This is a genomic window from Sphingobacterium spiritivorum (assembly GCF_016725325.1).
In the GTDB taxonomy this organism is placed as follows: domain Bacteria; phylum Bacteroidota; class Bacteroidia; order Sphingobacteriales; family Sphingobacteriaceae; genus Sphingobacterium.
Map to the genome: position 1 here is coordinate 3935489 of NZ_CP068083.1, position 21672 is coordinate 3957160.

General features: G+C 42.7%; 13 protein-coding genes. 12 read left to right on the plus strand and 1 reads right to left on the minus strand.

Annotation, left to right across the window (positions count from 1 at the left end):
- Nucleotides 1-222 precede the first annotated feature (222 nt).
- The 8 genes from I6J02_RS16425 to I6J02_RS16460 all read left to right on the plus strand — a co-directional run bounded on the left by I6J02_RS16425 (nucleotide 223) and on the right by I6J02_RS16460 (nucleotide 13671).
- Nucleotides 223-3000 (plus strand): TonB-dependent receptor, encoded by a 2778-nt coding sequence (locus I6J02_RS16425; protein WP_201678914.1) that lies wholly within the window; start codon nucleotides 223-225, stop codon nucleotides 2998-3000.
- 110 nt (nucleotides 3001-3110) lie between these two features.
- On the plus strand, nucleotides 3111-4373 hold the full coding sequence (locus I6J02_RS16430; protein WP_201678915.1) for a right-handed parallel beta-helix repeat-containing protein: 1263 nt from the start codon (nucleotides 3111-3113) through the stop codon (nucleotides 4371-4373).
- A 19-nt stretch (nucleotides 4374-4392) separates the two neighbouring features.
- Nucleotides 4393-5481, plus strand: a complete 1089-nt coding sequence (locus I6J02_RS16435) for a phytase (RefSeq protein WP_201678916.1) — start codon at nucleotides 4393-4395, stop codon at nucleotides 5479-5481.
- A gap of 294 nt (nucleotides 5482-5775) precedes the next feature.
- The gene (gene nagA, locus I6J02_RS16440) at nucleotides 5776-6975 is read left to right on the plus strand and encodes an N-acetylglucosamine-6-phosphate deacetylase (RefSeq protein ID WP_201678917.1); all 1200 of its coding nucleotides are present in this window, start codon (nucleotides 5776-5778) and stop codon (nucleotides 6973-6975) included.
- A gap of 156 nt (nucleotides 6976-7131) precedes the next feature.
- A complete protein-coding gene (locus I6J02_RS16445) occupies nucleotides 7132-8190 on the plus strand; it encodes a substrate-binding domain-containing protein (RefSeq protein WP_201678918.1) in 1059 nt (352 codons plus the stop codon).
- Nucleotides 8191-8233: 43 nt separating this feature from the next.
- Nucleotides 8234-9772 (plus strand): beta-N-acetylhexosaminidase, encoded by a 1539-nt coding sequence (locus I6J02_RS16450; protein ID WP_201678919.1) that lies wholly within the window; start codon nucleotides 8234-8236, stop codon nucleotides 9770-9772.
- 10 nt (nucleotides 9773-9782) lie between these two features.
- Complete coding sequence (locus tag I6J02_RS16455; protein WP_201678920.1) at nucleotides 9783-12356, plus strand: family 20 glycosylhydrolase; 2574 nt, start codon at nucleotides 9783-9785, stop codon at nucleotides 12354-12356.
- On the plus strand, nucleotides 12346-13671 hold the full coding sequence (locus tag I6J02_RS16460; protein WP_201678921.1) for a sugar MFS transporter: 1326 nt from the start codon (nucleotides 12346-12348) through the stop codon (nucleotides 13669-13671). The genes I6J02_RS16455 and I6J02_RS16460 overlap by 11 nt, the downstream gene beginning before the upstream one ends.
- Before the next feature lie 25 nt (nucleotides 13672-13696).
- On the opposite strand, the gene I6J02_RS16465 is transcribed toward I6J02_RS16460, so the two are convergent.
- Nucleotides 13697-14740, minus strand: a complete 1044-nt coding sequence (locus I6J02_RS16465) for a LacI family DNA-binding transcriptional regulator (RefSeq protein WP_201678922.1) — start codon at nucleotides 14738-14740, stop codon at nucleotides 13697-13699.
- A 234-nt stretch (nucleotides 14741-14974) separates the two neighbouring features.
- On the opposite strand from I6J02_RS16465, the gene I6J02_RS16470 reads away from it, so the two are divergent.
- From I6J02_RS16470 to I6J02_RS16485, 4 genes are read left to right on the plus strand one after another with little or no spacing between them, the layout of a single operon-like run.
- Nucleotides 14975-18070 (plus strand): SusC/RagA family TonB-linked outer membrane protein, encoded by a 3096-nt coding sequence (locus I6J02_RS16470; RefSeq protein ID WP_201678923.1) that lies wholly within the window; start codon nucleotides 14975-14977, stop codon nucleotides 18068-18070.
- Between the two features lie 10 nt (nucleotides 18071-18080).
- Complete coding sequence (locus tag I6J02_RS16475; protein WP_201678924.1) at nucleotides 18081-19454, plus strand: RagB/SusD family nutrient uptake outer membrane protein; 1374 nt, start codon at nucleotides 18081-18083, stop codon at nucleotides 19452-19454.
- A 4-nt stretch (nucleotides 19455-19458) separates the two neighbouring features.
- The gene (locus I6J02_RS16480; RefSeq protein WP_236582070.1) at nucleotides 19459-20901 is read left to right on the plus strand and encodes a DNRLRE domain-containing protein; all 1443 of its coding nucleotides are present in this window, start codon (nucleotides 19459-19461) and stop codon (nucleotides 20899-20901) included.
- A 1-nt stretch (nucleotide 20902) separates the two neighbouring features.
- A complete protein-coding gene (locus I6J02_RS16485; protein ID WP_201678926.1) occupies nucleotides 20903-21649 on the plus strand; it encodes a glycoside hydrolase family 16 protein in 747 nt (248 codons plus the stop codon).
- Nucleotides 21650-21672: the final 23 nt, after the last annotated feature.

Genomic DNA, 21672 nt, shown 5'->3' on the forward strand with positions numbered 1-21672 from the left:
CTGTTCTGCTTAATAATTTCTTAATGTAATGATGATGTAACGATAATGGAGAATTGACTTTGTTTTAAATCTCTAATTTTCAATTATTTATGATTTTGTGTTGTTGTTTTGTTTACGCTGTTTGTAACGCTGTTGCCTTCTTGTAACGCTTAGAATTCTTGCTGTTTCAAATGTTTTTTCACTTTTGTCCTGTCGTTTAATCAGACTATTATTTGAAAAGCAATGAAGAAATTATTTGCAATTTTAATTCCATTATTATTTTGTGCGGGACTGGTCCATGCTACAAAAATAAAAGGTAAAGTTTATGATAAACTCAGTGGTGAAGCCCTTGTCGGTGCTACTGTAGTTTTAGAAAAAAGCGGTAAATCCGCGAGTACAGGTCTTGACGGATCGTTTGAGATCAAAGGGCTGTCTGCCGGAAAGGAAAACATACAGATTTCCTATCTGAATTATGAAAGTGTAGTGGAGGAGATCACAGTTCTGAAAGAAGATACGCCGCCATTTGCATTCTACCTGCTATCCAAATCCACCCAATTGATGGAAGTATCTATCAAAAGCAAAGGAGCCGGTTCGGGAGATGGAGAAGCCCGACGTATAGAGCAGAATGCTTCACAGGTCATGAATATTATTTCCGGTAAAGCTATTGAGCTCTCTCCGGATCTGACAGTCGCAAATGTGATGCAACGTGTCTCCGGGGTATCGCTGGAGCGCAACAGCAACGGGGATGGTCAGTATGCTATCCTCAGAGGTATGGACAAGCGCTACAATTATACCTTAGTGAATGGTGTCAAATTACCTTCTCCGGACAATAAGTACCGCTACATTCCACTGGATATCTTTCCTTCCGATCTGCTGGAAAGACTGGAAGTCTATAAAAGTCTGACGCCAAATATGGAGGCCGATGCGATAGGAGGTGCGGTGAATATGATTATGAAAAATGCACCGGAAAGATTACAGATCAATACCAATGTATCTACAGGCTACAGCCAGCTGTTTTTTGATAATAAATTTACTTCCTACAACAGCAGCAGTATACAGTCAAAATCCCCTTATGAACTGAATGGCCGGGATTATAAAGCCTCACAGGCAGATTTCAGCAAAGGCACCCTGGACTACAGCAGCAAACAACCGGCGCCGAATATCCTGAGCAGTCTGTCCGTTGGACAACGTTTCTTTAATAATAAACTGGGGGTTATTGTAGCCGGAAGTTACCAGAATACCTATCGCGGAAGTACCAGTACCCTTTACAATAATGCCGTGACAGGTACAGACGAGTATGCCGTTATCACCAATAAAGTAGAACGTCAGTATTCCGAACAGCAAAAGCGTTTGGGACTTCACTCAAAGGTAGACTATGTACTGGATCAGAACAACAAGTTCAGCTTTTACAATATGTATGTCAACCTGCTGAATGAGCAGGTGAGGGAAGCGGTGACGACCAACTACAACGGAGAGTATAAGCCTGATCTGGGCAATGCGGAACTGGTCTATCAGACCCGTAGCCGTAAGACAGATCAGAAGATATACAACGGAACATTGCAGGGAACACACAATCTGCTGGATGATAAATTCAGCATTCGTTGGGCAGCGGTATATTCATCGGCTTTAAATGATGTTCCGCAGAATACACAAATCACGCTGAATGGTCTGGAACAGAATTTCGAACGTCGCAGAACTACTTTAGTCAATACCGCTCCGGTAAATTATCGCTGGGAACGCAATACCGACGATGATATGGCGGCCTATTGGGACCTGAAATATAAACTGGAGCTGAAAGATGCTAATCTGGAACTGTCTGCCGGTGGTCTTTACCGGGACAAACAGAGAAGCAGTTTCTATAATAACTACACCCTGGCACCTTCTGAATCCGATATTGGTAAGCTGTATGGCGTGGATTATCAGAATTATACCGAATTAAATCTTCGGGTCACCAATCCTACAGGAGCGGTAAGTAATCCGCTGACCTACGATGCTACGGAAAAGACAACAGCTGTCTATGCCATGTTTAATTATCAGGCCGAACGCCTTCAGGCCATCGGTGGAGCACGTATGGAACATAATAATCAGGGTTATAACCTGTTGTTTCCAGCCGGTGAAAACTCACCTGCAGGTCGTCAGGTGTATACGGATATCCTGCCGAGCCTGACCGTAAAATATCTTTTTGACAGCAAATCTCAATTGCATGCTTCTTATGCCAAGTCTCTCAACAGACCGGGGTTCTATGAACTGGTGCCAAGTAAGGTCGTCAATGAAGAGTATCAGGAACGTGGAAATCCTAATTTGATGCGTGCTCTGGCGGATAACTTTGATTTACGTTATGAATTATTTCCCGGAGCTTCGGAACAGCTTTTAGCGGGAGTTTTTTATAAGAAAATCAAAAACCCGATTGAGTATACTTTCCAGGCAGATGCCACACGGGGACAGGATATTTACTACAGTCCCGGAAATTTTGGGAATGCCAATAATTATGGAGCTGAGGTAGATTATATCAAGTACGTCAATAAATTTGGGGTGAAAGCAAACTATACCTACACGCATTCCCGTATTACCACCCCCAAAACACAGCGACGCATCAATCCAACATCAGGTGATATCGAAGCGATTTCAGTAGAGCAGACACGACCTTTATACGGACAGTCCGAACATATTGCCAATCTGGCGCTATTGTTTAAGGATACTAAAACAGGATGGGACGCACAGGTAGCCGCTGCTTACACAGGTCCGCGTATCAATACAGTGTCTCAGTTTCTGAATAATGATCTGTGGCAAAAAGGATTTATTCAGATGGATTTTTCGGCAGAAAAAAGATTTAAACATGGTTTAACGGTCTTTGCAAAAGCCAATAATATATTAGATACACCGATGAAATTATTTATAAAAGGTACGAATCCGGAGAACTATAAAATTGCTGAAAATCTGGTTTCCGGTGGACAGACCTTAATCCGCAGTGACTATTACGGTCAGAGTTACCTGGTTGGTGTTCGTTATAAATTAAACTAATCCTTATAAATACAATATATATGAAATATCCATGTAGTACAGACTGCACAAACATCTCTGAATATAGTTTGGATATTCCATATGATCATTGCAAATCAAATTACATACATATGAAAAAGTATATCAAATTAACCGCTCTTTTTCTGATTATGACAGGGTTCATAAGCTGTGAGAAAGCAAATATTGATGTCGATACACGTCCCGTAGACGGATCAGCTACAGGAGAAGTCTCGGGTGTCTGGGCTAAAGGAAGCACCCAGGTCATCAAAGGTGATATTATCATTCCGGAAGGACAATCGCTGACTATTGAAGAGGGAGTTACTATTGTGATGGATACGATCGCCAAACCTGAAATTATTGTCAAAGGCAATCTGTATTCCCTGGGTACAGCGGAAAATCCGGTAAAGTTTACAATCTCTGAACCTTACAGAACTGAAGCTAATAAATTCGGAAAACTATGGGGCGGAATTCTGGCTGCACCAACCTGTAAGGAACTGGTACTGGATTATACCATTCTAGAATACGGAGGCAGTACCACTTCGGATGCATCCACTTCTGTAAAAATGGGATTGTATAAAAACAAGCCCGGAGAAAATCTGCCGGCGATCTGGTTTTCAAATGTAAATGGCAAACTGATTGTACAGCACAGTATTATCCGTCATTTTCAGGAAGACTGTACGTATATCGATGGCGGTAAGATTATCTTTTCTAATAATGAATTCTACACCAACGGAATAACCGGTGGTGATGCCATGAACTTTAAGTCAGGATCGCTGGCGGATGTCGCTTACAATATCGTATACAGCATGAATTCCAATGCGCTGAAGTTGTCCAACACAGGCGACCGTACACCACAGGCTTACATCATCGCGTACAACAATACAATGGTCAACACAGGCTGGAGACGTCCGACTGCCAAGGGCGGATCCGTATGGGTAGAAGCGACAGTACGTGCCGATCTGTACAATAACCTGTTCGCAAATACCCGCTTTGGCATCAAAAGGGACCCGAAGAAACCGGAAGATACCCGATCTGTATACAGTAACAACTGGTACTATGGATTTGATCAGACAACAGTAGATCAGTTTCAACCGGGTAAGAATGACGTTATTGGTGGAGTGAACGATGTAAAAGGAACGAAGGCAGGGGAGAATGATCCTAAATTTGTTAACTATCCGCTCAATACAGCAATGACGCTGCCGGATTACAACAAAGCATGGGATTTTCACTTGCAGGGCAATTCACCTGCATTGACAAAAGGTACTACTAACTTTAAGCGTCATTATAAAGACGGAATCGTTCTGGAAAACGGAACAAGATACAGTTCTCCGGAGCCGGCATTATATGTAGGGGCATACGGCGTAAAATTATAACAGAGATATAAACAACATCATGAACAAACTACAAAAGATAAATTTGGCTGTACTGGCACTGACACTTATGAGTCAATATGCCTGTCAGCAACCCGGTAAACACAATACAGGCAGCACAGATAGTACAGAAGTACAACCTGCGGTGATCTCCGAAGCTGTACAATTTGATTCGGATGATCCTGCAATCTGGATCAATAAGGAGGATCCTTCAAAAAGTCTGGTGCTGGGTACAGACAAGGATGAAAACGGCGCGCTCTATGTATTTGATTTGCAGGGAAAGATTGTAAAAGATAAGGTGGTTCGCAACTTAAAGCGTCCGAATAATGTAGACCTGGCCTACGGATTGATGCTGAACGGTAAACCAACGGATATTGCGATCACGACAGAGCGTTTTACGCATAAACTGCGGATCTTCTCATTGCCGGATATGAAAGCAGTGGACAACGGCGGTATTCCGGTATTTGAAGGAGAGACAGGTACGGATTACCGCGATCTGATGGGAATTGCTATATACACGGCACCCACAGGTAAAATGTATGCTATCGTAGGTCGTAAAAACGGTCCTAAGGACGGATATCTGTGGCAATATTTGCTGGAGGACAATGGTCAGGGACAGGTTAAAGCAACGCTGGTACGTAAGTTTGGCGAATATTCGGGTAAAAAAGAAATCGAAGCTATAGCTGTAGATAATGAACTGGGCTATGTCTACTACTCGGATGAGCAGACAGGGGTGCGTCAGTATTACGCTGATCCTGAAAAAGGAAATAAGCAGCTTGCTCTATTTGCTACAAGCGGATTTGCTGAAGATCATGAAGGGATATCGATTTATAAGCTGACGGACAGTACCGGCTATATTCTGGTATCTGACCAGGGAGCAAATCGTTTTCAGATCTTTAGCCGTGAAGGGACAAAAGAAAACCCATATGCCCATCAGTTACTCAAAACAGTACCTGTAGCGGCTCGTCAGAGCGATGGTTCTGATGTGGTAAATGTACCGCTGAATGATACGTTCAAAAACGGACTGTTTGTAGCGATGAGTGATGATAAAACATTTCATTTCTACAGATGGGAAGATATAGCCGGCAAAGAACTGAAAATTAAAAAATAAGTTCACAAGCTTTTCAGGCAGGAGCTTGAAAATAACAGAAGCACAGTAAAAGATCATCTTTTACTGTGCTTTTTTTTTGTGCTTATGCGGAAGTAAGCCGGGATTGATTTTCAATCGCAAAAAAGTGCCTGTACAGGTCGCTTATCAAAGAAAAATCAGTTTTCGGATACAGGCCTGTTACTATGCTCCAGAGGCATAGGAAGTAAAAAATCAGTATTAAAAATTTGATCGTAAAAACATTTTTGTTATTATTGTGTACGTTAACAATTGCAATAAAGCTAAATTATAGTAACCATGACCAAACTGCTTTTACATAATTGTATTCTTGTTTTACCTGCATCGCTCCTTGAAAACGGCTATGTGTATGTGGTAGATAAACGTATTGCGGGAGTTGGTCAGGGGATGCCCGAAATACAGGATGATGAGTTGAAAATTATCGATTTGAAGGGGCGTTATGTCTCCGCTGGTTTTATCGATATGCATGTTCATGGCGGTGGAGGATATGACTTTATGGATGCAACAGTAGAAGCATTTCTAGGGGTTTCCGAAACCCATGTCCGCTATGGAACCACAGCCATGTGTCCGACAACTCTAACCGCTGACAGTGAAAACCTGTATGCTGTATTAGATACCTATGCAGCAGCTCTTCCTCAGAATAAGAAAGGTGCATCCTGGTTAGGTTTACATCTGGAAGGTCCTTATCTGGCCATGAACCAGCGGGGAGCACAGGATCCGAAATATATCCGGAATCCGGATGTAAAGGAATACAGCGCTATACTGGATTACAGCCCGCATATTACACGCTGGAGTGCCGCTCCTGAACTTCCAGGGGCTTTGGCTTTTGGAGATTATCTGCAGTCCAAAGGCATTATTGCATCGCTGGCACATACAGATGCCCTGTTTGAGGAAGTCGTGGAAGGCTATGATCACGGTTATCGCCTGGCGACTCATTTTTATTCAGCCATGTCTACCATTGTGCGCAAAAATGCAAAGCGTTATGCTGGCGTGATAGAGGCCGGATACTATTTAGATGGTATGGATGTAGAGATTATTGCAGATGGTATTCATGTCCCCGCTCCGCTGTTAAAATTAATTTACAAGATCAAAGGTCCCACTCGTATTGCATTGGTAACAGATGCGATGCGTGCTGCAGCTATGCCCGAAGGGCCTAGTGTACTGGGGCGTGTGCAGGATGGATTGCCCGTGCTGGTGGAAGGAGGCGTAGCCAAACTGCCGGACAGATCTGCATTTGCAGGAAGTGTAGCGACCTGTAATCAGCTGATCAGAAACTACCGGGATCTGGCCGGAATCCCGCTCGAAGTAGTGGTATCTATGCTGACAGCGGTACCTGCCCGTATTCTGGGAGTACAGGATCGGAAAGGAAGTTTGGAAACAGGTAAAGATGCGGATATCGTTGTGTTTGATCAGGATATAGAAGTCTACATGACCGTAGTGGAAGGTGAGATCAGATATGATCGTTTGACAACGGGTTAGTACGAAATATATTGACAGCCATAAACACTGATGATTTTTCAGGTATAAATGGCTTACAGGGTAAAGACTTGTGGATTGCTAAATACACAACTGTCTGCGTCCGTTGAATAATCAACTGTCTCTGAAAGACTGCTGATAAAAACAAATTATAAACAAATGAAAAAAGATAATAGTCTGGTAGGTATTAAGGAACTGGCGAAACTGGCTAATGTTTCTATCGGTACCATTGACCGGGTACTGCATGACCGTCCGGGAGTTGCCGCTAAAACCAAAGAGCGGGTGCTGGCCGTTTTGCAGGAGCATGACTATCAGCCCAATATGATCGCACGTGCCCTTGCCAGCCGCAAAGCCCGTCGTATCGTTGTCCTTATTCCCTCTGCCTCTCCCGAATCTGCTTATTGGAAAGCTCCGCTTGAGGGAGTCCGCACGGCAGGCAGCGAGATTCTGCGGTACAGTTTTACACTGGATGTATTGTTGTTTGATCAGAATGACAGGCACAGCTTTATTCCCTTGGCTGCACAACTGCTGGAGGAAGACTTTGACGCCCTCGTATTGGCTCCCATGTTCCATCAGGAAGCGCAGCCCCTGCTGCAACATTGTGATGAAAACAAGATCCCGTACGTATTCATCAACTCCGATATTCCGGGGTCTGATAGTGCTGCTTACTTTGGCCCTGATCTTTTTCAGAGTGGATGTATGACCGCTCAGCTCATAAATTATATCAGCAATCCTGCGGATGAAATATTGCTGGTTCATATTTCCAAGGAAATGGAAATGCAGCATCACCTTTTACGTAAGGAAGAAGGACTGTTGCAGTATATGCAGAATAATGACATGAAGCAGAAATTGCATAAGCTGGTTATCCGGGATACCACATACAGCGCAATAGAGCAGGCACTGGCACAGCAATTAAAAGACTCGACCGTAAAAGTACTCTTTGTGACCAACTCAAGAGTGGCATCCGTAGCCCGTTTTATTGAAGAGCAGCAGATAGCAGGAATATGTCTGATCGGCTTTGATTATCTGCCGGACAATATCGCTTATCTGGAAAAAGGTATTGTAGACTTTTTGCTGTGTCACAAACCTATAGCGCAGGGTTATAAATCAGTGATGTCTCTGTTTCAATTACTGGAAGCCCAGCAGGAACCGCAGAAAATAAACTATATGCCTATTGACGTCATCAGTAAAGAAAATTACCGCTACTACGAAAATTAAAAATCAGCCAGCACCAATGCTATAAACGAATAAACGTATTACTATGAAAAAGTACTTATTAATTTTCACCCTCTTAATCATGAGTCAGCTGTTCTCTTTTGCAGATAAGATTGATCCTGATTTTGCCGTTCGTGGTTTTCACCTGGACCTGCGGGTACAGGTTATGAAAATGCCGGCACTGAAAAAATTTGCCAGACAGCTACACGACGGAGGTGTCAATACCCTGATTATGGAATGGGAAGCTACCTATCCCTTTGAAAATCATCCGTTGATTCCCAATCAGTTTGCCTATACCCGGGAAGAAGTACGTGAATTTGTAGATTATTGCGAGAATATGGGAATAGATGTAATTCCTTTACAGCAAAGTTTCGGACATGTAGAGTATATCCTGCGTCATTACCGCTACAAAGATTTACGTGAAGATCAGAAAGACTATTCGCAGATCAATCCACTGAAAGAAAAGGAAGCAAAAGCCCTTTTTACGGATCTGTACAAAGATCTGATCAGCACACATAAATCCGAATATATCCATATCGGAGGAGATGAAACGTATCTGCTGGGACATTCTAAAGAATCGCAGGCTAAGGTTGCCGCGGTTGGAAAGGGACGGTTGTACGGAGATTATATTAAGCTCCTCTGTCAGCTGGTCGTAGAGCTGGGTAAGAAACCTGTGGTATGGGCGGATATAGCCATGAAATATCCGGATGCACTGCAAGGCATTCCTAAGGAAACTGTTTTCATAGATTGGAACTACGGCTGGGATGTAGATATGTTTGGCAAGCATAGTAATCTGTTGCATTCGGGTTACGAAATCTGGGGAGCACCTTCATTGCGCAGTCATCCGGACAATTATTTTCTGACACAGTGGGAAAAGCATTTTAAAAATATACATGATTTCATTCCATTGGCAAGGCAGTTTGGTTACAAAGGCATGATCATGACTTCCTGGTCTACTTCAGGACTTTACGGCAGTACATGGGAGAGTCCCAAAGATCTGGTTGACTTGTATCCTATACGCCGCGTGTATCCTTTATCCGGATTTAATATGCTGATTGAAGCTTATTTCTCAGCTTTACGCACACAGCAACCGCTCGATATCAAAGCGTTTATACAGCAATACGGAACTAATCAGTATGGATTCGGAGAGCATGAAACCGATAGATTCTGGAATGCGCTTCGTGCAAACCCTTATGAAATAAATCAGGGCGTTATCAGTTCGCAGGCAGTTTCCATCACACAAATGAAGGACAGTGCGGATTGGGTCTTAAAGGAGTTGCAATCGCTTTCGCCTAAAAAGAACAAGAATGAATTTGCACATTATATCCTGATGGCACAGATCAGACAACGTTACCTGCGGTACATGGATATTGAAATGGCGCTGAATAATCCAAATTTTGATCCCAACAGTATAGCGCATCTGAAAGCTGAATTAAAATTGCTTCGGGATGAAAAGCTTGATAAATCATTTAAAAAACTAAATGCTGATTTTATGTACACAACAGAGATACAGCAGGAAAATGAACTGCGTAACAGTAAAATCAGATTGCTGGAAGCACGATTAAACAGATTGGGTAAGAATTAAAACAAGAATCATGAAAACGAAATTATTCTTTATAGCCTGTTTCCTGATGCTGACGGTGCATACTGTCAAAGGACAAACGGAAAATAACTATCCGTTGTCTGTGAGCTGGCAGCCACTCATGAACAATTATGATGGCAAGGAGCAGGCACTATCGACATTAACCATTCAAAATACAGGTAACAAACCCTTTCCGTGGAAGGGTTGGCGTTTGTATTTTAATTTTATCCGGTTGCTGGAACCCGTCGATTCTTCACAACCCTTAGATGCTGTTCATATAAACGGTGACTACTTTTATTTCCTTCCTAATGCCAGAGGAAAAGAATTGCAGCCGGGGGAGAAGGTCACCTATACAATGGTTTCCAAATCATGGGTTGTAAATTATAATGATGCTCCTCAGGGATTTTATCTTCGTTGGGACAATGCTAAACTGGAACCGCTGGGCCCGGTGAATTATATGCCGCCAACAGATGAGAAAGCGTTTTTCAGGGTTGCAGGTGATAAGGAAATGAATGCAGATATGTTATATGAAAAAAATCTGCGTTATCAGCAGAATGAAGTATTACAGCGCGGACAGATCTTACCATCGCCTGTATCTATGGAGCGGCATTCCGGAACCTATACACTTAAAAAGAAGCTTCATGTTTCTTATGACAAAGGATTTCAGGATGAAGCCGATCTACTCTCCGGGACGTTGAAAAGCTACTTCGGTATTGCTGCGCAAACCGCTGTCCATACATCTTCCGGGGTAAAAGATATCCGGTTGCTGAAAGAAGACGGATTGGGAGATGAGGCTTATAAACTGGAGGTCACGTCCAGGGGAATCACTGTAAAAGCTTCTGCAAAAGCAGGACTCTTTTACGGTATACAGTCTTTAAAGCTGTTAATTGATCCGGCGAATTACAACAAAGGGGTAAGTTCCAAAATCGTACTGCCTTTAGTTACCATTACGGATGAGCCGCGGTTTGGCAGCCGGAGTTTGATGCTGGATGTTGCCCGCAATTTTCAAACTAAAGAGCAGATCCTTAAGATGCTGGATATAATGGCGCTCTATAAACTGAATACCTTTCATTTTCACCTGAATGACGATGAAGGCTGGCGACTGGAAATCCCGTCTATTCCCGAACTGACTGAAACGGGTGCACACAGGGCACATTGGGAAGAAGGAAAGGAATACAATAATCTGCCGCCTTCGTATGGATCCGGTCCATTTGCTGACAAGGGACGTGGAAGCGGATATTACAGTCAGGCAGATTTTATTGAGATCTTACAATATGCCAAACGCAGGCATATTAAAGTGATCCCTGAAATTGAAACTCCGGGACACGCACGTGCTGCTATTCAGGCAATGAACAGCCGCTATCGTAAATTGTTGAAAAGCGGAGACAAAGCCAGTGCGGAAGCTTTCCTGTTGCAGTCATCAGGAGATTCATCCGTATTCCGCTCGGTACAGAAGTGGAATGATAATGTCATGGACGTTTCTATGCCGTCGGTGTACACTTTCCTCGAGCAGGTGACGGACGATGTTATCGCTATGTATAAAAAGGCTGGTGCGGAACTGGAAACTATTCATTTTGGAGGAGATGAGGTGCCGAATGGTGTCTGGGAGGGATCACCGGCTTTTGCTAAATTAAAACAGACAGATCCTGCAATAAAAAGTACAGAAGATCTGTGGCTTCGTCATTTTGACAAGCTGTACACTATGCTGAAGAATAAAGGGCTGCTTCTTTCGGGCTGGGAAGAAGTCGGAATGCAAAAGATTACTCAGGATGGAAAGAAAAAATGGATTCCTTATAAAGGATTTAAGGATAAAGGGATTCATCTCAATGTATGGAATAATCTCGGTGGAAATGAAGACTTGGCCTATCGTCTGGCGAATGCAGGATACAAGGTAAAGCTCTCCTTTGTGAGCAATTTTTATTTCGATATGGCTTACCATAAACAGTTTGATGAGCAAGGTTTTTATTGGGGAGGTTTTATCGATCTGGAAAAGCCATACAGCTTTGTGCCGTTTCACTATTTGAGTAATCAGAAACAGGACTGGCTGGGGAGACCCTTACCTGAGCGCGTGTTGGCGGGTGCAGAAAAACTGACACCGGAAGGAGAACGCAATATCGTAGGATTGCAGGCGCTGCTGTGGTCCGAAACCATCAAATCCGAAAAGGAAATGGAACGTATGCTGTTCCCCAGATTGCTTGCATTTAGTGAGAGAGCCTGGGCAAAGCCTGGCGTGTGGGAGCAAGATGGTGAAAGTGCAGCCTCAAAAGTTCAGTATGAAAAACAAGTAAAGCATTTCTTTTCTATCGTCGGACAGCAGGAATTAAAACGATTGCAGCATCTGGGCGTAGAATACCGTATTCCTACGCCCGGAGTGAGACAGCTGGCAAATAAAATGCATGTCAATATGGAACTTCCGGGATTTGTAGTCCGTTATACTGAAAACGGAGCAGTTCCTGAAAACACAGATCCAATATACAGCAAGCCTGTACCTTATGTAAAAGGAATGTTATTCAGAGCTTTTGATGAACAGGGGCGTGGCGGATTGCCTGTGTCACCGGATTTAGCAGGGGGGAGTCATGAAAAATAAACATGAATCCGTAGCTGTCGCTACGCTCTCCAAACGGGATCAGGCCGTTTCCATTGGTATCATTGTATTGTTGTTCTTTGTTTTTGGATTCGTAACCTGGATCAATGCGATACTGATCCCTTATTTTAAAGGCGCATTTACACTGAATCACTTTGAGTCGTATCTGGTCGCGTTTGCTTTTTATATTGCTTATCTGCTGATGTCTGTTCCTTCGGGATATCTTCTGCGCTATGTAGGATTTAAACGGGGAATGATGATTGGATTTTTTATCATGGCTATAGGGGCAGCTTTTTTTGTTCCGGCAGGGAAAATGCAACTGTATCCGTTGTTTTTGACAGGCCTCTTTACGCTGGGTATCGGACTTTCTGTTTTGCAGACGGCCGCCAATCCTTATGTTACCATCCTGGGAGATAAAGAGCGTGCTGCACAGCGGTTTAGTATTATGGGGATCAGTAATAAACTGGCCGGTATAATAGCGCCTTTGTTGTTTGCCGCTATTGTGTTGCGTCCGGAAGATCAGAGTATGTTAGACAGTTTGTCTACATTGTCTCCCGACCAAAAGACCGTAGCTATTGAAACTTTGCTGGCCAGAGTAGTGGTGCCTTATGCTGTCGTGTCTGGTATTCTGGTGTTACTGGGTTTGTTGGTTAAATTCTCTCCCTTACCCGAAATTCATACGGATGAAGAAGAAAAGGAGGGGGAAGGGCTGGTCAAATCCGGGAAAACAAGCATATTGCAGTTTCCGCACCTTCTGCTTGGAAGTATTGCTATTTTCTTTCATGTAGGCTCTCAGGTGATTGCTGTAGATAGTATTATTGCGTACGGACAGCATTCGGGATTGTCCTTTGCACAAGCCAAGACATTCCCGGCTTACACGCTTACGGCCACAATAGTCGGATATATTCTGGGTATTATAATGGTGCCCAAAGTACTGAGTCAGCTCACAGCCTTACGTATATGTACGACACTGGGCCTGCTGTTATCCATGGCGATTATGTTGTTTTCCGGAGAGATTTCTTTTTTGGGATATCAGACAGATATTTCCGTGTGGTTTCTGGTGTTGCTCGGATTCGCCAATTCTATGATATGGGCGGGAATCTGGCCACTGGCTTTATCAGGGTTAGGTCGATTCCTCAAGATAGGAGCTTCTCTGCTGGTAATGGCACTTTGTGGCAATGCCATTATGCCTATGTTTTACGGTTTTTTTGCAGATAAAATCGGCCTCAAGGAAGCTTATGTTGTATTGTTGCCGTGTTATGCCTATTTAATATTCTATAGTTTTTACGGATTTCGTTTGAAAAGCTGGAAACGCTAAAGCGAACTATTTACTAAAACAAAGCTTATTTTATCCCCTTGTCAGAGGAATCCCGGATAATAAGCTTTGTTTTTATCACGACTTCCTGATAGTCCAGTGCCTGCATATCTTTGTCCTCTATTTGTTGAATCAGTATTTTGGCCGCAACACGCCCCATATCGTATGCACTGTCATCTATGGTCGATATCTGCGGCTCCATAATGGCGGAAATAGGGTAATTACTGAATCCGACGATAGCAACCTCTTCCGGTATTTTGTAACCTTTATTGCGGAATGCTTTCATTGTTGCAACAGCGGTATAGTCATTGGCACAGACAATGCCATCCGGCGTTATCTTTTCTTCCAGTAAAGCTTCAGCCTGAATTTTTCCTTCATCATAGCTGAGATTTCGGGTCTCCTTGATCAATTCCTGGTGTACAGGTAGCTGATGATCTGTCAGTGCCTGTTTAAAACCTTCCATTCTGGATTTAAAGATGTCCACATTCTGATTACCCGAAATATGAGCTATTGTTTTGCAGCCTTGCTGTATAAGGTGCTGAGTTGCAGTATAGGAAGCTTCAAAGTCGTTAATCACTACTTTACTTGCTTTGAGACTATCTGTATTCCGGTCATATAATACCAGTGGAATATTGGATTTGTCGATTTTTTTGAGGTGATCGAACCGATTCGTTTCCAAAGCAGGACAAATAATAATGCCGGCAGCAAGGGAGGTTTCCAGCATCTTTACTATTTCCTTTTCCTTTTTATAAGAGTCCTGCGACTGGAAAATAGTGATCTGGTATCCCTGATTGTAGGCGTAGTCCTCGATTCCGCTGATCACCTTGGAATGGAAGTCAATGTCGATTCGCGGACAGATCACTCCAATAGATTTTGTTTTCTTACTTCTGAAACTGGAAGCAATAGGATCCAGTGCAAAGCCCATTTCTTTCACCTTGTCATTGACCAGTTTTTTTGTGCTTTCGCTGATAGCATGGTGATTGGACAAGACGCGGGAAATGGTAGCGGTGGAGAGATTCAACTCCTTTGCGATATCTTTTATAGTAATGCGCGACGCGTCTGATTTCTTCATATTGACTTCCTTTATACTTGCTTTGCCGAAGTTAGTTCAAATTTTGCGTATTTCAAACTGTGTGATGTCTGTAATTTTATGCAAACATTTGCATTAACAATTGTGTGTTTATTTAGTTTTAAATGTATTTATTTAAATATTTTAAGTTTTTTTATGCAAACATTTGCATTGAATTTGTTTTTTATCTACCTTGCTTAAACTAAATAACAGATGCTATAAACTAAAGTCTGAATTATGATATTTATTACTAACCATCAAAAAACAAAAGGGAGCAATCGTGCCTTTTTTCTGATGATTTGGTTTTTGAGTTTGGTGATGTCCGTTCCGGGCGTAACACTTGCACAGCAAAAACAGGTTTCAGGAAAAGTTATTGATGCAGCTACCCAAGAGCCTCTTCCGGGAGTGAGCGTCTTGCTCATGGGGCAAAACTCCGGTATCAGTACCGACAATTCCGGTAATTTCACCTTAAAAGATGTCCGTGAAGGGCAATCTCTGGTTTTTTCATTTTTAGGGTATACCAGTCAGACCATAAAGGTCGATTCCCGTAATGTGTACAACATCTCTTTGAACAGCCTTTCCACGCTTATGGAAGAGACGGTTGTCGTAGGATACGGCCGGCAGAAAAGACGGAATCTGACCGGTTCTGTAGTGTCTGTAGGGGCAAGCGAAATTGAGAAAACCACATTACAGGATCCTTTATCTATTCTGCAGGGACGGGCAGCGGGTGTACAGGTATCCTCTAATTCAGGAGCACCAGGAGGAGAGATGACTATTCGTGTACGTGGTAACTCCTCACTCAACTCCGGAAATAATCCGCTTTTTGTCGTGGATGGTATTCCGATAGAGTCAAATTCTATCTCTTCTCTGAACGGTACTGAAAATTCTGGTTTGAATCCACTTGCAGATATCAACCCAAGTGATATCGCCTCTATGGAAATCCTGAAAGATGCAGCATCAACAGCGATCTATGGTTCAAGAGCTGCGAATGGTGTGGTCATGATTACCACTAAACGTGGTGCGGAGGGTAAACCAGAGGTATTGCTGAATGCAACCACCGGGGTGAGTTCGCTGACACGTAAGCTAAGCGTATTGAATGCAAGACAATACCGCGAAGCTGTTCTGGATTCCTACAACGCAATGATAGTTCCGGAAGATCCTTATTATACACTTATTGATTCCTTAAATCCGATGAACAACGGAGATGTGGACTGGCAGGATGAGCTGATGCGAAGTGCGAAGCAATATAAAATAGATCTTTCTGTACGGGGCGGTAACCAGGGAACCAAATATGCCTGGAGTTCCTCTTATCTGGATCAGGACGGAGTCATACTCAATTCCAATTACAAAAGATTCACTTCCCGTCTAAATGTAGATTTCAATATTTCTGATCGTATCCGTATCGGACAGAGTGTATCGTATACGAATGCGGTAAATAACCGTACTAATGCAGCAGGATCGGGCAATTTGAGTATTATCCGGAGCTTGCTGGTGCGCCCGCCTAATATGTCTATGTATCTGCCGGACGGATCTCTGAACGGCTACATGATCGGTCAGCGTAATCCGGTAGGGATGGCACTCTATGCCACCAACCTCAACAAGAGTAACCGTATTATCGGTAGTCAATATCTGGAAATCGATATCTATAAAGACCTTAAGTTCAGAAGTAATGTGAATTTAGATTACATTGCTATGAAGGAAGATGAATTTATGCCTTCTATCCTGGATTACCGCGAGGGGTACAATACAGGTGGTGTGCGTTCTTCCGGCAATCTTACATGGGGTAATGAAAGTTATTTTACCTATACCAAGAATATTGACAACAAACACAATTTTGGAGCTGTACTGGGTATGAGTTTTCAGAAATGGCGTTATGACCGTACCGGATTAGACGGAATGTATTTCCCAAGTGATGATATCCGTACGTTGAATGCTGCTTCCGTGATTTCGAATCAAGGTGTTAACGTGGCTTCAGAGCATGCTATGCTTTCCTATTTTGGTAGAGCGACTTACGATTACAAAGGTAAATATCTGTTAGAATTTAACTTACGTGCGGACGGTTCATCCCGTTTTGGACGTGACAAGCGATTTGGTTACTTCCCTTCCGCCTCGGCAGGATGGCGTTTTGTGGAAGAACAGGCTGTGAAAGATCTGGGATGGTTGAGTGATGGTAAGCTTCGCTTCAGTCTGGGTAGTACCGGAAATGAGGCCATAGGTGATTACACTTCACGAGGCGAATTTACTTTAGGTACCAATTATCTGGAATTCTCTGGTGCGTCACCAACAGTAATGCCTAATGCAAGTCTTACCTGGGAGACCACTAAGCAATATAACTTAGGTTTGGAGTTAGGCTTTGTCAATAACAGGATTATGTTCTCTACAGATGCTTATCTGAAGAAAACAAAAGACTTATTATACAATGTGCCTATTCCAAGCACTACAGGTTTTGAATACATAACACAGAATATTGGTTCTATCGAAAACCGCGGTCTTGAATTTAGTTTACAGACACGCAATCTGGAAGGTGCTTTCACCTGGAATACCAATATTAATGTCAGTCTTAACCGTAATAAAATAACATCCTTACCTAAAAACCTGCTGACCAACGGCTATATACAGAATGGTAATTTCCATATTCTGCAGGAAGGATTGCCGATAGGTGTATTTTATGGATGGCGTTTTCAGGGTGTTTATTCCCGTGACGAAGATAACGTCAACGGAGTTACCAATGGAGCTAATGGTCCGGTATTCGTTGGGGGAGATCCGATCTGGAAAGACGTAAACAATGATAATATCATCAATCAGGATGACAGAGAAATTATCGGTTATGCGGAGCCTAAATATTTCGGAGGTATTTCCAATGATTTCAGTTACAAAAATTTCCATCTGAATGTATTTTTCCAATATTCTGTAGGCAATGAGATTTACAGTGAACTGAATCATCAGCGTAATTCTATTGTACGGTACAACAACTTATCGACAGATGCCCTGAACAGGTGGCGTCAACAGGGGGATGTCACAGACTTTCCGCGCCTGATCCGTGATGATCCAAAACAATCGGACAGCAGAGTACAGAGCCGCTGGGTAGAAGATGGCTCATACATCAAACTGAAAAATGTTAACCTGAGGTATTCCTTCAAATCGGATTGGATAAAAAGGATCGGAATGCGTAAGCTGGATGCTTTTGTGACAGCCACTAACCTGATCACCTGGACGAAATATACCGGATTTGATCCCGATGTAAACTCTTATTCAGGACTTCGTGTCGGTTTGGATGAAGGTTCGTATCCACAGAGTCGTACCTATATGTTCGGTTTAATCTTTGGACTTTAATTAATTAGCCATGAAAAGATCTTTTAAATATATATTTGCCGGTTTCGTATTGCTGATGACTACGGCCTGTTCAGATTCACTTCTGGATAAGGATCCGATCAGTAATTTTTCGGGACAAGGTTATTATAAGAAACCGAGTGATGCACAAGCTGGTGTCAACGGTATATATAACAGTATGCAATCCCTGTTTCGGTTGAATTTCGCCTATTGGGGTGAAGGTCGTGCAGATAATGTGATTACCCGCCACTCGGGTGATCCCTTTGCGTTGCAACAGAATGTTCTTACTCCAATCATCAATTCGGCAAGATGGGATAATTTTTACACACTGATATCACGTGCAAATTATGCTATTAAATATACCCCACAGGTATTTGGTGAGGGAGAGAGTGAACTTAAAAAACAATTACTGGGACAGTCGCATGCCCTGCGCGCAATTGCTTACTTCTATTTGGTACGCATCTGGGGTGATGTTCCTCTTGTCACGGAGCCTTATGAAAGTGTGGAGCAGGATTTGTTTGTAAAGCAAAATACGGCCGCAGAGGTATTGGCAAAAGTAGAGGAGGACCTGATCTTTGCTACTGAAAACTGCGCAAGCAGTTATACCGGAGCACGTAACCGTGTACTGATAACCAAAGGTGCTGCCTATGCTTATCTGACACAGCTCTATATGTGGCAAAAGAAATACGACAAAGCAATTGCTGCAGCACAGAGTATACTGGGAGACCCGCAATATAGTCTGGTAGCTATGAGTGACTGGAATGATATCTTCGTAAAAGGTAGCAGTACGGAAAGTATTTTCGAGGTTGGATACAACGAGACACAAACAAACAGTCTGCGGATATTGTACGCTATCGGTTCAGATAGTGATTATGTGCCAAGTACGCGTTGTATTGCATCTATAGAACCCGGAGACTTGCGTAAAGCGCGTATCTATGATGTGACGGAAGTACAACCCCGCAAAATCTGGAAATTCTTCGGTCAGGGCTTTAATGATGAGAGTGCAGACCCTTCTTCCAATAATATCGTACTGACAAGATTGGCAGATATTATATTGTTGAAAGCTGAGGCGCATGCCCAATTGCAGCAGCCAATGGAAGCATTGGAACTCTTGAATCGTATTCGTCGCCGTGCCGGACTTTCGGTCATGGATGAGGCTTCTGCAAACAATCTGTACGGTAGTCTGGTGAATGCTGTTTTGCATGAACGCTCGATCGAATTGTGTTTTGAAGGACACCGTTGGTTTGATCTGGTACGTACAGGTAAAGCAATCTCCACAATGAAACCTATAAATGGTCTTACAGATGAGCGTAATCTCGTGTGGCCTATTCATGAGAGTGCTGTTCTCAGAAACCCTAACCTTAACCAAAATGAATTTTATAAGTAATCATATGAAAAAGATAAAACATATAATTACGCATTCCCTGTTGGGGATGAGTATATTGGTTTTGCTCTTCAGTTGTGAAATCCAGGAAAACTTTGACTACGAACATGCTCCCGATAACAGTAAACTGAATATGTCTGCATTGGCCTATATAAAAGGGAATGAATCTCTTTCCATGTTTGCAGAGGCTGTAGAACGGACTCAGTTTGCATCCTTCTATGAAGGGGCGACTCCGGCAACGTTTATTGTTCCGAATAATCAGGCATTTACAGCCTATCTGAAGGAGAATGGATATGCTACCATAGCTGCTATTCCGCTTCCTATATTAAAAAATATACTGCGTTACCATATTGTCAAGAGTGTGGTTAATTTTAATGATCCGGCTTTAGCACCAAGCAACAGACCGATAGCCTATACTACAGAAAACGGCCAGATTATGTACTTGTCACATACCAGTACATATGTGGGACTGATCAATGAAGGTACAAACAGGCAATGGCAGATCCGGACGTCTAATCTGGTTCCTGATAACGGTGTTATTCATGTTGTAAATTTTGTTGTTTTCTATTCTGCACCTACGGGTGATGCCAATGCTGTCAATCCGAATTTGTTGCAGGATACTATTTTTCCAAAGCACGATAGCTATGTCAACGGCGGAATTGAATCAACCAAAAACTTTGGTACTAATACGTTGTTGAAAATCAAGAATGTAAGTAATAACGGAGACTATGACCGTAAAGCTTTTCTGATGTTTGACTTCGCAGATTTCAAAAAACAAGGAGTTGTCACGGATCTTCAATTACATCTTGCCGTATCTTTTACAGCTGCAAAAGGGGTAGACCTCAATTTGTTTGAGACACCTAGTACTTCGTGGGTAGAGGCTTCGCTGAATTTCACCAATGCCGTGTTCCCTACATCCCCACGTATTGCATCTATCAAGACAAGTAAAATCAGCACATTCAAATTTGACCTTACGGATTATTATAAAGAACGTAAACCTACCGGATTAAAATCGTTTATGCTGGATGGTCAGGCAGGTTCTGATGAAACGGATGAAATCGCATCTAAGGAACATCCTACATTGGCTAAACCGATGTTGATTGCCACGTTGGCGACCGGAGATTCGGAACTGGTGCTGGAAAAGCAACAGGATTTTGAAGTCAGCAATGGTGGAATGTACGTGCTTTCTAATGATAATCTTAAAGTAGATGGCGCATCGGCAGGTGATATTATCTATACTATAGATGAACTGCCTGCTTTCGGATGGTTTATTAAAGGTGCAGAGGTGCTGAAAAAAGGAAGCCGTTTTACGCAGTTAGACTTAGATCTTAAAAACATCGTGTTTATCCATAACGGAGAGACTTTAGGAACGAAGACGCTGATGCTGACTGCCCGTGATAAGGCTGGTGCTGTGCTGGAAGATATCAAAATCAATATTATAGCGAAGTAATATGAAATGGTATAGCTTAAAATTCAGCGCCCTTGCATTTGTCGTATTTCTGGTCAATTGCGGAGGGTCATCTGTAGAGGTGGACAAACCTGTTGTGCCTACGGACCGGGTGATTAGTTTTTCAGGTATGGATTGGATTGTTCGTACTACAAATAACAAAACAGAAGGTCCCGGACCGAACCGGTTTTCAGATTCAGATAAAAATGTCTGGGTAGATGGGACAAATCGCTTACACCTCAAGATAAGACAGGAGGGAGGAAATTGGTATTGTGCCGGTGTGACGGCTAAAAAGTCTATGGGATATGGTAAGTACATATTTTATATTGGCTCGGATGTCAACCAGTTGGATAAGAATGTTGTAGCCGGACTTTTTACATACCTGAATGATGAAGAAGAGATCGATATCGAGTTTTCGAAATGGTCTGTTGCGGATAATGTAAATGCACAGTTTGTATCGCAACCGTCTACAATAGCTGGAAATAAAGTGCGGTTTGATATTGTTCCGGATCTGGGACAAACAGTACATTTCTTTGACTGGCAGGAGAAGCATATTGCTTTTGCCAGCAGCTATACGGATAGCAAGGGCTTATCCCAGCCAATACATGAATGGACCTATACCGGAAAGCAGATTCCGAAAGAAAAGAACGAGAAGCTGAAACTAAATCTGTGGTTGTTCCGCGGACAAATGCCTTCTGATCTTAAAGAACAGGAAATTGTGATTGATAGTGTTCGTTTTGTAAAACAATAGTTAGGAGGAACGTAATTTTTTAT